The organism is Rhodopseudomonas sp. BAL398 (assembly GCF_033001325.1).
Lineage (GTDB): Bacteria > Pseudomonadota > Alphaproteobacteria > Rhizobiales > Xanthobacteraceae > JARJEH01.
In genome coordinates this window covers 2,614,580-2,626,071 of the sequence record NZ_CP133111.1, presented here as the reverse complement: position 1 = coordinate 2,626,071, position 11,492 = coordinate 2,614,580, and the positions used below count along the sequence as shown (strand labels likewise).

7 protein-coding genes are annotated in these 11,492 nt (G+C 66.0%); 6 read left to right on the top strand and 1 reads right to left on the bottom strand.

Annotation, left to right across the window (positions count from 1 at the left end; all coding sequences use genetic code 11):
• Positions 1 to 93: 93 nt before the first annotated feature.
• On the bottom strand, positions 94 to 675 hold the full coding sequence (locus RBJ75_RS12520; RefSeq protein WP_044415604.1) for a TetR/AcrR family transcriptional regulator: 582 nt from the start codon (positions 673 to 675) through the stop codon (positions 94 to 96).
• Between the two features lie 179 nt (positions 676 to 854).
• On the opposite strand from RBJ75_RS12520, the gene RBJ75_RS12515 reads away from it, so the two are divergent.
• The 6 genes from RBJ75_RS12515 (at position 855) to RBJ75_RS12490 (ending at position 11,360) form a co-directional block, all read left to right on the top strand.
• Positions 855 to 1,925 carry an HlyD family secretion protein gene (locus RBJ75_RS12515; protein WP_044415622.1) on the top strand — a complete coding sequence of 357 codons (1,071 nt, stop codon included), beginning with the start codon at positions 855 to 857 and terminating at the stop codon, positions 1,923 to 1,925.
• Positions 1,922 to 4,684, top strand: coding sequence for a ribosome-associated ATPase/putative transporter RbbA (rbbA, locus tag RBJ75_RS12510; RefSeq protein ID WP_044415606.1), 2,763 nt, complete (start codon positions 1,922 to 1,924; stop codon positions 4,682 to 4,684). Before RBJ75_RS12515 ends, rbbA begins: the two co-directional genes overlap by 4 nt.
• A 2-nt stretch (positions 4,685 to 4,686) precedes the next feature.
• Positions 4,687 to 5,799: an ABC transporter permease gene (locus RBJ75_RS12505; protein WP_044415608.1), complete on the top strand. Its 1,113-nt coding sequence runs from the start codon at positions 4,687 to 4,689 to the stop codon at positions 5,797 to 5,799.
• Between the two features lie 222 nt (positions 5,800 to 6,021).
• Positions 6,022 to 7,821: a flagellar hook-basal body complex protein gene (locus RBJ75_RS12500; RefSeq protein WP_044415610.1), complete on the top strand. Its 1,800-nt coding sequence runs from the start codon at positions 6,022 to 6,024 to the stop codon at positions 7,819 to 7,821.
• Positions 7,822 to 7,863: 42 nt separating this feature from the next.
• The gene (gene flgK, locus RBJ75_RS12495) at positions 7,864 to 9,738 is read left to right on the top strand and encodes a flagellar hook-associated protein FlgK (protein ID WP_044415612.1); all 1,875 of its coding nucleotides are present in this window, start codon (positions 7,864 to 7,866) and stop codon (positions 9,736 to 9,738) included.
• A gap of 8 nt (positions 9,739 to 9,746) precedes the next feature.
• Positions 9,747 to 11,360 (top strand): flagellar hook protein FlgL, encoded by a 1,614-nt coding sequence (locus RBJ75_RS12490; protein WP_044415614.1) that lies wholly within the window; start codon positions 9,747 to 9,749, stop codon positions 11,358 to 11,360.
• Positions 11,361 to 11,492: the final 132 nt, after the last annotated feature.

Here is an 11,492-nt window from a genome sequence, read left to right as displayed (position 1 = left end):
GGCGGCGTCAGCCGGCGCCCGCCGTCATGACGAGGTGCGCCGGGATCTGAGGCAACCGATGCGCATGCAAATCCGCACCATGCGGCGAACGAATTAGGCCGGTCCGCCGCCCGGGTCGGCGCCGATCATCGCGGTGATCGCGCCTGCGATCAGATGTTCGACGTCGCCGCCCTCGGTCTGCTGCAGCGGCGCGATCCGCAGCACGTTGCGCAGGATGCCGAGCCCGACCAGGGTCGCGGCGATCAGTGCGGCCCGCGACGGGCTCGGCTGCTCGAGCTTGCCGGCAAGCGGCACGATGAATTCCTCGACGATGAATTGCCGCAACACCCGCGATGCTTCCGGACTCGACAGCGAGTGGATCACCATGTCGAGCGGTCCGATCGGGTCGCGCGCGGCGTCGCGGGCAAAGACCAGCTTCGCCAGCGTCGCCGCGAGATCCGCCGCGGGGGCGTCGAGAAATTCGGCCGGCTCGACCGTGGTCGCCAGCGCTGCGGCGAACAACCGCTCCTTGGAGCCGAAGCAGCGATGCACATAGGCGACGTCGATGCCGACATCGGCGGCGATGTCGCGCAGCCCGGTGGCTTCGTAGGAGTGGCGCGAAAACCGCCGAACGGCGGCGTCCAGGATGCGATCGCGGGTGGCGACCCCAGGCTTGTCGTCCGGATGCCGGCGCATCGGTCCTCGCAATGTTCGATGTCGACGAAACCCCGTCAAACTGCCGCAACAAAGGTCAACAGCTGTTGATCAAGGTCAAGGTTCCAATCTTTGCGCCCGCTAGATTGCCGGCATGGCGGAACCGGCCGCGGCCCGCGCCGGCCGCCGCGGCCTGCCACAGTCATAGAGAGATACTCTCGATGAGACCTCCCCTGAAACGCTTGCTGATCGCCGCCGTCGTCATCGCGGCCGGGATTGGCGGCTACTACGCCTGGCTGCGATTTGGTGGCAGCGATCTGCCGCCCGGAATCGCCAGCGGCAATGGCCGCATCGAGGCGATCGAGATCGACGTCGCCACCAAGGCGGCCGGCCGGATCCGCGACATCCTGGTCGCCGAGGGCGATTTCGTCACCGCCGGACAGGTGCTGGCGCGGATGGACACCGACCAGCTGGAAGCGCAGCGCCGCCAAGCGGCGGCGCAGTTGCACCGGGCGACGATCAGCGTCGACACTGCCAGGAGCCTGGTGGTCCAGCGCGAAGCGGAGCGAACGGCGGCGGTGGCGGTGCTGGCCCAGCGCCAGGCCCAGCTCGATGCCGCCGAACGCAAGCTCGCGCGTTCCGAGCGGCTGATCACGACCAGCGCGGTCTCTCAGCAGGTGCTCGACGACGATCGCGCCAATGAAGAAGGCAGCAAGGCCGCGGCCGCGGCGGCGCTGGCCCAGATCGCCGCATCGGAAGCGGCAATCAGCGCCGCCAAGGCGCAGGTGGTCGATGCCGGAGCGGCGGTCGACGCCGCCCAGGCCGCGATCGAGAGCATCGCGGTGGAGATCACCGACAGCACATTGAAATCGCCGCGCGACGGGCGGGTGCAATACCGCGTGGCGCAGCCCGGCGAAGTACTCGCCGCCGGCGGCCGGGTGCTCAACCTGGTCGATCTCGGCGATGTCTATATGACGTTCTTCCTGCCGACCGCGCAGGCCGGACGGGTGGCGATCGGCACCGATGTCCGCCTGGTGCTCGACGCGGTGCCGCAATATGTCATCCCCGCCACGGTCAGCTTCGTCGCCGATGTTGCGCAGTTCACGCCGAAGACCGTCGAGACCGAAGAGGAACGTCTGAAGCTGATGTTCCGGGTCAAGGCCCGGATCGCGCCGGAGCTGCTCAAGAAATACATCCGGCAAGTCAAGACCGGGCTGCCCGGGATGGCCTATGTCCGGCTCGACCCCGACGCGGCGTGGCCGGCCAGGCTTGCCGGAAAGCCGCTGCAATGAGCGACGGCACGACCGCGGTTGCTGCGCCCGTCGCGCGCCTGGACGCGGTCGGACAGCGCTACGGCACGAGCATCGCGCTCGAGGCGATCACCCTCGATCTGCCGGCCGGCTGCATGGTCGGACTGATCGGGCCGGACGGCGTCGGCAAGTCGACGCTGCTGGCGCTGCTCGCCGGCGCCCGGGTGATTCGGACCGGAAGCGTTACGGTGCTCGGCGCCGACATGGCCGATGCCGCGCAGCGGCGGCGGACCTGCCCGCGGATCGCCTACATGCCGCAGGGACTCGGCAAGAATCTCTATCCGACGCTGTCGGTGTTCGAAAATGTCGATTTCTTCGGCCGCCTGTTTGGCCACGACAAGCGCGAACGGACCCGCCGGATTCAACAATTGCTGCAAAAGACCGGGCTGGCGCCGTTCGCCGATCGTCCGGCCGGCAAGCTGTCCGGCGGCATGAAGCAGAAGCTCGGCCTGTGCTGTGCGCTGATCCACGACCCCGACCTGCTGATCCTCGACGAACCCACCACCGGCGTCGATCCCTTGTCCCGTCGCCAGTTCTGGCAATTGATCGACGAGATCCGCGCCGGCCGCGCCGGGATGAGCGTCGTGGTCGCGACCGCCTATATGGAGGAGGCGGCGGGCTTCGACTGGCTGGTGGCGATGAATGCCGGGCGCGTGCTCGCCACCGGCGCGCCGGCCGATCTGCTGCGCCAGACCGGCGCGGCGACGTTGGATGCCGCCTTCATCGCGATGCTGCCGGAACGGGACCGCCAAGGCTACGCCGAGGTGGTGATTCCGCCGCGCGTCGCGGCGGCGGATGCCGGGATCGCGATCGAGGCCGAGCATCTGACGATGCGTTTCGACGGGTTCACCGCCGTCGACGACGTCTCGTTCCGGATCGCGCGCGGCGAGATCTTCGGATTCCTCGGCTCCAACGGCTGCGGCAAGACCACGACGATGAAGATGCTGACCGGGCTGCTGCCGGCCAGCGAGGGCAGGGCCAGGCTGTTCGGCAACGAGGTCGACCCCAACGACATGAATGTCCGGCGCCGGGTCGGCTACATGTCGCAGGGCTTCTCGCTGTATTCGGAATTGACGGTCAGGCAGAATCTGGAGCTGCATGCGCGCCTGTTCCAGATGGAGCCGGCCGCGATTCCGGCGCGGATCGTCGAGATGACGCAGCGGTTCGACCTCGGCGAGGTGATCGACTCGCTGCCCGATCCGCTTCCGCTCGGCGTTCGCCAGCGGCTGTCGCTGGCGGTGGCGATGATCCATTCGCCCGACATCCTGATTCTCGACGAGCCGACCTCCGGCGTCGATCCGGTGGCGCGCGACGGCTTCTGGCAGATCCTCTCCGACCTGTCGCGCAAGGACAGCGTCACGATCTTCATCTCGACGCATTTCATGAACGAGGCCGAACGCTGCGACCGCATCTCGCTGATGCATGCCGGCCGGGTGCTGGTCAGCGATGCACCGGCCGCCATCGTGGCGGCGCGCTCGGCCGAAACCCTCGAGCAGGCTTTCATCGCCTATCTGCAGGATGCGATCGGGCAGCCGGCGCCCGCGTCCGCCGGCGTCGTCGCCTTGCCCGAGCCGGGTCCGGCCGCCGGCGCGGCCGCGGTCCGGGGCCGGCGGCTGTTCGATCTGCGGCGAATGCTGGCCTATTCCAGGCGCGAGGCGCTCGAACTGCGGCGCGATCCGATCCGCGCCACGCTGGCCACCATCGGCAGCGTCATTCTGCTATTCGTGCTGGGCTACGGCATCAATCTCGACGTCGAGAAGCTGTCCTTCGCCGCACTCGACCGCGACGACACCACCATCAGCCGCGACTACATCCTGCAGATCGCCGGGTCGCGCTATTTCAAGGAAGGCGATCCGATCGCCGACTATGCGGATCTCGACCGGCGGATGCGCAGCGGCAGGCTCACCGTCGCGGTGGAGATTCCGCCGGGCTTCGGTCGCGACGTCGCCCACGGCCGCGACGTCCAGATCGGCGTGTGGATCGACGGCGCGATGCCGGCGCGGGCCGAAACCGCGCGCGGCTACGTCCAGGCGATGCACCAGAGCTGGCTGACCCAGAAGGCGCGGGAACTCTACGGCGCCGCCGCGACCGCCGGCAGTTTCCAGATCGCGCTGCGTTACCGCTACAATCCGGGCATCAAGAGCCTGGTCGCGATGGCGCCCGCGGTGATCCCGCTGCTGCTGCTGATGATCCCCGCGATGCTGGCGGTGCTCAGCGTGGTGCGGGAGAAGGAGCTCGGATCGATCATCAATTTCTACACCACGCCGGTCACCCGGCTCGAGTTCCTGATCGGCAAGCAGATCCCCTATATCGTGCTGGCGATGCTGAACGCCATTCTGCTGGCGGCCTTCGCCATCCTGGTGTTTCGCGTGCCGTTCACCGGCAGCCCCATGACCTTCCTGGCCGGCGCGCTGCTCTACGTCACCATCGCCACCAGCATGGGGCTTGTGCTCTCGACCTTCATGAGCAGCCAGATCGCCGCGATCTTCGGGACCGCGCTGCTGACGCTGATCCCCGCCATCCAGTTTTCCGGATTGACCGATCCGGTGTCGTCGCTGCAGGGATTCGGCGCCATGATCGGACGGATCTATCCGACCACCTATTTCATCAACATCACCCGCGGCACGTTTTCGAAGGCGCTCGGCTTCGCCGATCTGGCGGGCTCGTTCCTGCCGCTATTGGTGGCCATCCCGATCCTGCTGGGGCTCGGCGTCGTGCTGTTGAAGAAACAGGCGGATTGACCATGCGCCTGGCCAACATCCTGCAACTCGGCATCAAGGAACTGCGCGGCCTCAGCCGCGATCCGATGCTGCTGGTGCTGATCGCCTACGCCTTCACCATGTCGATCTATACCGGATCGAAGGCGATTCCCGAGACCCTCAACCACGCCGCGATCGCCGTGGTGGACGAGGATCAGTCGCCGGTCTCGTCCCGTATCATCACCGCGTTCAATCCGCCGTATTTTTCGATCCCGCGGCTGATCACCCAGCGCCAGATGGACAGCCGGATGGACGCCGGCCTCGACACCTTCGCGCTCGACATTCCGCCCGACTTCCAGCGCGACCTGCTGGCCGGCCGCTCGCCGACGATCCAGCTCAACATCGACGCCACCAGGATGACGCAGGCGTTTTCGGGCGGCGGCTATGTGCAATCGATCGTGTCCGGCGAAGTCAGCGAGTTCCTCAATCATTACCGCGGCACCACCCGGCTGCCGGTCGAGCTGGCGACGCGCACGCGGTTCAACCCGCAGCTCAACAAGAGCTGGTTCGGCGCGATCAACGAGGTCATCACCGCGATCACCATGCTGTCGATCATCCTGACCGGGGCGGCGCTGATCCGTGAGCGCGAGCACGGCACCATCGAACATCTGCTGGTGATGCCGGTGACCCCGTTCGAGATCATGGCGAGCAAGATCTGGTCGATGGGCCTCGTCGTGCTGCTGGCGTCCAGCGCATCGCTGGTGTTCGTCGTCCAGGGCCTGCTCGCGATTCCGATCCAGGGGTCGGTGCCGCTGTTCCTGTTCGGGGCGATGCTGCAGCTGTTCGCCACCACCTCGATGGGCATCTTCCTGGCGACGATGGCGGGCACGATGCCGCAATTCGGACTGCTGCTGATGCTGATCATGCTGCCGCTTCAGGCGCTGTCCGGAGGGTTGACGCCACGCGAGAGCATGCCCGACATCATCCAGACCCTGATGCTGGCGGCGCCCAACACCCATTTCGTGATCCTGGCGCAGTCGATCCTGTTCCGCGGCGCCGGCCTCGATGTGGTGTGGCCGCAACTGGCCGTGCTGGTCGGAATCGGCACGGCGCTGTTCGCGTTCTCGCTGTGGCGGTTCAGGCAGTTTCTGCGCTGAGGAGCGGCGGCGGAACCGCGCGCGGGGACCGCCTTGCCTCGGCAATTGTTACCGCGCCCGGCAATTCCATCCCGGTCCCAAGTCCCCCGCCATCTCACCAAGTCACTGAAATCACAGGGCTGTCTGCCTTGGCACGGTCCTTGCGAATCGCTGTTCCGGATTGCGCTCAAGGGCATCGGCAAACAGCGGTCGCGGTGGCGGCCCGATTTTGGAGACGTGAGTATGGGTATCTTCGGCGCTCTGACCACATCGGTGGCGGGCCTCCGCGCGAATTCCTACGCGCTGGAAAATATCTCGGGAAACATTGCGAACTCGCAGACCACCGCGTTCAAGCGTATCGATACCTCGTTCCTCGACCTGATCCCGCAGACCGGCGTCACCCAGCAACTCGCCGGCTCGGTGACCTCGCAATCGCGCAGCACCAACACCATCCAGGGCTCGGTGCAGTCGTCCTCGGTGGCGACCTATATGGCGATCAACGGCGACGGCTTCTTCGCGGTGCAGAAGCCGGGCTCGTTCACTGACAACAGTCCGGTGTTCACCGGCGTCAACAATTACACGCGGCGCGGCGACTTCTCGCTCGACAAGAACGGCTATCTGGTCAACGGCGCCGGCTACTATCTCGAAGGCGTGCCGATCGATCCCACCACCGGCAACCCGTCCGGCGGCGCGCCCGAGATCCTGAAATTCCAGAACGACTTCCTGCCGTCGCAGCAGACCACCAAGATCAGCTATCGGGCCAATCTGGCGAGCTATCCGCTGACCACCAAGCACAATACCTCGGTGCCGGGCTCGGAATTGCTGCGCCCCGCGGACTTCGTCGCCAATCCGCAGGTCAATGGCACCCAGCCGCCGCCATTCGGCGACAACAGCAAGACCGGGCTCCAGGTCAACAGCAAGAACGGCACGGCGGTCACCGGTGCGACGCTGCTCAGCGGCGCCTCGCCGTCGGATTCCACCGCGGTCAATTTCGCGGCCGGCGATGTCATCAACGTCAACGGCACCGACATCACCGTGACGGTGTCGGGCGGCGCCAACGACGCCACCCACATTCCGGTCGACAGCACCATCACCGCGCTGCTTGGCAAGATCGACGCCATCAGCGGCAATACCGGCACCGCCTCCACCGTCACCGCCGGCGCCATGGTGTTGCACACCGGCACCTCTGCCGACCTCACCATTACCAGCACCAGCGCCGGCTTTGCCTCGCTCGGCCTCACCAGCCCGGTGAAAGTGGTGCGCACCGGCGGCGGCTCGGCCGGCACCGGCACGGTGATCGGCGCCGACAACCAGACCTTCCTCGACGAGTCGATCTCGGGCGGCGCCACCACCGCCTATGACGGCAACGGCGCCCCGGTCAACGTCCAGCTGCGCTGGGCCAAGACCGATTCGGCCACGCTCGGCACCGGCCATACCGATACCTGGAACCTGTTCTATCAGACCAATCCCAACGCCACCGGCACCGCGGTCAGCTGGGTCAATGCCGGCACCAATTTCAGCTTCGGCGCCAACGGCCAGATGAATCCGGTGATCGGCACGGTCACGCTGTCGAATCTGAGCGTCAGCGGGGTCTCGCTTGGCGACGTGACGATGTCGTTCGGCACCGGCGGCCTGACCCAGTTCGCCGATACCAACGGCAACGTCCAGGTCAATCAGCTGCAGCAGGACGGCTACGCCGCCGGACAATTGGTCAGCGTCTCGGTCAGCAATCAGGGCCGCGTCGTCGGCGCCTATTCGAACGGCCGCAATATCGATCTCGCCGAGGTCAGCATCGCGACCTTCAACGGGCCGAACTTCCTCAAGCGCCTCGACGGCGGCGCGTTCGAGGTCACCAATGATTCCGGCGCGGCGCTGTTCGGCAAGGGCGGCAGCATTTCGGGCTCGTCGCTGGAATCCTCCAACACCGATATCGCCGACGAATTCACCAAGCTGATCGTCACCCAGCAGGCCTATTCGGCCAATACCAAGGTGATCACCACCGCCAACACCATGGTTCAGGATCTCCTGAACGTGATCCGCTGAACCGCGGCGATCCGCCGGCGGCTTTGAGAACGGTAGTCAGTTATGAGTCTCGGTGACGCACTTTCAATCGCAATGGCCGGGCTGCGCGCCAACCAGGCGGCGATGTCGCTGGTCTCCAGCAACGTCGCCAATGCCGAGACGCCCGGCTATATCCGCAAATCCGTCGACCAGGTCACCACCAATACCGGCTCGACCGGGTCGGGCGTCAATATCAATGGCGTCAACCGCGAACTCGACCAGTACATCCAGGCGCAACTTCGCACCGAGACCTCGGGCGCGGCCTATGCCTCGCTGAAATCCGACTTCCTGAAGCAGCTGCAGGGTATCTATGGCAATCCCGCCTCCGCGGGCACGCTGGAGGCTTCCTTCAACGCTTTGACCACCGCGGTCCAGGCGCTTGGCACCAGTCCGGATAGCCAGTCGGCGCGGATCGGGGTGATCAATGCCGCGCAGGCGTTGTCGAGTCAGCTCAATTCGATGTCGAACAGCATCCAGTCGCTGCGCGGCGCCGCCGAAACCGGGATCAGCGACAGCGTCAACACCGCCAACAATCTGATGAAGCAGATTGCCAACATCAACAACAATCTGCAGACCAATCCGCTGGGCGGCACCTCGACGGATTCCTCGACCGCCGCGCTGCTCGACCAGCGCGATCAGTACATCACCAAGCTGTCGCAGCTGATGGACATCCGCATCACCACCAACGGCGCCAATCAGGTCACGGTGTTCACCGGCTCCGGCGTGCAGCTGGTCGGCAACGAGGCCGCCACGCTGTCGTTCAACGCCCAGGGCACGGTGACGCCGAACACCGCCTGGAACGCCGATGCCAACAAGAGCACGCTCGGCTCGGTCAAGGTCAGCTATTCGAACGGCGGCTCGATCGACCTCACCTCGTCGATCAAGTCCGGCGAGATCGCCGCCTATCTCGAAGTGCGCGACAAAACCATGGTGCAGGCGCAGACCCAGCTCGACCAATTCGCGGCGTCGTTGTCGAGCGCGCTGTCGGATCAGACCAAAACCGGCACCGCGGTCACCGCCGGCGCGCAAAGCGGCTTCACGCTCGACACCTCGGCGATGCAGTCCGGTAATGTCATGCACGTCACCGTGACCGACGCCACCACGGGCACTCAGCGCAACATCTCAATCATGCGGGTCGACGATCCCTCGGTGCTGCCGCTGACCAACGCGGCGACCAACGACCCCAACGACACCGTGGTCGGCATCGATTTTTCCAACCCCGCCACCGTGGTCGCCCAGCTCAATGCTGCGCTCAACCCGTCGAACCTGTATTTCACCGGCTCCGCCACGTCGATCAACGTGCTCAACAATGCCGGCTTCTCCACCGTCAGCGCCGCCTCGGTGACGACGACCCTGTCGCCGAGCGCGCTGACCAGCGGCGGTCCGGAAGTGGCGCTGTTCACCGACAATGGCAACGCCTATAGCGGCGCGCTCAGCGCCTCGGGCAGCCAGATCACCGGCCTGGCGCAGCGGCTCAGCGTCAACACCAATCTGGTCGCGGACCCGTCGCGGCTGGCGGTTTACAGCACCTCGCCGCTGACCGCGTCGGGCGACAGCACCCGCGCCGACTTCATCACCAAGCAGCTGACCAATTCGAAATACACCTATTCGCCGCAGACCGGCGTCGGCTCGTCGAGCGCGCCGTTCAAGGGATCTCTGCTCAGCTACATGCAGCAATTCACCAGTCAGCAGGGTGCCGCCGCGCAGGCCGCGTCGCAGCTGTCCGACGGCCAGACCGTGGTGCTGAACACGTTGCAGAAGAAATTCAACGCGGTCTCCGGCGTCAACATGGACGACGAAATGGCGCATCTGCTGTCGTTGCAGAACGCCTATTCGGCCAATGCCCGGGTGATGTCGACGGTGAACGACATGTACAAGACCCTGATGCAAGCGTTTTGAGGTAGACTATGGCAATCGATGGCGTAAGCGGACGGACGTCCTACATCGGCTCAGGCATTCTCAACCTGCGCAGCCAGCTCGATTCGCTGAGCGAACAGCTGGCGAGCGGCAGGATTTCCAACACCTATGCGGGGCAGGGCTCCGGACGCAGCCTGGCGCTCGGCATTCGGGCGCAGCTCAACAGCTACAGCGCCTACACCGACACCGCGACCAATGTGACCACACGGATCAACGTCGCCAATCTGTCGCTGCAGCGGCTGGTGACGATCAATTCCGACGTCAAGGGCGCCGCCGTCAGCGCCGGCAATACGCTCGACAATACCGGCCAGACCGCCGGCCAGAAGACCGCCAATCTGGATTTCTACGATTCGGTGGACATGCTCAACGCCCAATCCGGCGACCGCTATCTGTTCGGCGGCCGCATCACCGACACCGCGCCGGTGGCAGCGGCCGACCAGATCCTCAACGGCAATGGCGCGGCGATCGCCGGGCTCAAGCAGGTGATCGCCGAGCGCGGTCAGGCCGATATCGGCACGGCGCCGAACTGGGGACGGGTGATCGTCTCCGCGCCCAGTCCGACCGCGGTGCAGATCGGCGAGGATTTCGCCGCCGATCCGAACGCCGCGCCGCCGGTGGCGGCGTCGCCGTTCGGACTGAAGCTGAGCTCGATTTCCACCACCATCGCCGGCGTGGTCCCGACGCAGCCGACCGAGACCCCGCCGACCGTTCCGCCGGCCGCGGCCAATCCGCAGGCGATGTCGATCGACATTGGAGCGACCAATCCGACCGATGGCGACAAGGTGAATTTCACCTTCGACCTGCCGGACGGCACCAAGGAGACCATCACGCTGACCGCGTCGTCGGCTGTTCCGACGCCGGCCAACGGCTTTGCGATCGATCCGGGCGATCCGCAGGCGGTGCCGCCGGTGCTGCCGTCATCGACCGTGACCGCCGCCAACCTGAAAAGCGCGCTGAGCGAGGCGGTCAAGCAGCTCGCCAATGGCCCGCTGGCGGCGGCGTCGGCGGTCCGGGCCGGTCAGGATTTCTTCGACGATCCGCCGCAGCGGGTCGGCGGCGCGCCGAATTTCAGCACCGCGACGACACTGGTGAACGGCACCGCCGCCGACACGGTGATCTGGTACACCGGCGAGAAGGAAGCTCCGCCGCCGGCGCCGGCCGATCCGGCGCGCGGCACCGCGGTGGCGCGGATCGACGACGGCACCACGGTCCGCTACGGCGCCCGCGCCAACGAGCAGGCGCTGCGCACCCAGCTGCAGAATGTCGCGGTGTTCGCCGCGGTCACCACCAAGGTCACCGACGTCAATGCCAGCGGCAAGGTCGCCGCATTGGGTCAGCGGATCGCGCAGAACCTCGCGGTGATTCCGGGCACTCAGACGATCCAGGACATTCAGGCCGATTTCGCCGGCGCCCAGGCTTCGATCAAATCCACCGCCGATCGCCAGTCCCAGGGCAAGCTGATTTCGCAGACGCTGTTGGACTCGATCGAGGGCATCAATTCCGACGAGGTCGCGACCAAGATCCTCGCGCTGCAGACGGCGCTGCAGGCCTCGTATCAGACCACCTCGAAGATGTACCAGATGAGCTTGGTTAAGTTTCTCTAAACGTTGGCGCCACGTCGCCGCGTCGCCGCGCGCCCGAACGGGCCGCGGCCTGAGCCGTTTCGGCTCGCAACTCCCTGGCATGACTGACGATGACCATCGCGCCGGGCCGCGCGCGCGGCCGCGTTGCGGCGT

What these genes read in the sequence shown, in the direction of transcription:
- RBJ75_RS12520 (WP_044415604.1), bottom strand. Translation starts at nt 675, where the DNA reads ATGCGCCGGCATCCGGACGACAAGCCTGGGGTCGCCACCCGCGATCGC.
- RBJ75_RS12515 (WP_044415622.1), top strand. Translation starts at nt 855, where the DNA reads ATGAGACCTCCCCTGAAACGCTTGCTGATCGCCGCCGTCGTCATCGCG.
- rbbA (WP_044415606.1), top strand. Translation starts at nt 1,922, where the DNA reads ATGAGCGACGGCACGACCGCGGTTGCTGCGCCCGTCGCGCGCCTGGAC.
- RBJ75_RS12505 (WP_044415608.1), top strand. Translation starts at nt 4,687, where the DNA reads ATGCGCCTGGCCAACATCCTGCAACTCGGCATCAAGGAACTGCGCGGC.
- RBJ75_RS12500 (WP_044415610.1), top strand. Translation starts at nt 6,022, where the DNA reads ATGGGTATCTTCGGCGCTCTGACCACATCGGTGGCGGGCCTCCGCGCG.
- flgK (WP_044415612.1), top strand. Translation starts at nt 7,864, where the DNA reads ATGAGTCTCGGTGACGCACTTTCAATCGCAATGGCCGGGCTGCGCGCC.
- RBJ75_RS12490 (WP_044415614.1), top strand. Translation starts at nt 9,747, where the DNA reads ATGGCAATCGATGGCGTAAGCGGACGGACGTCCTACATCGGCTCAGGC.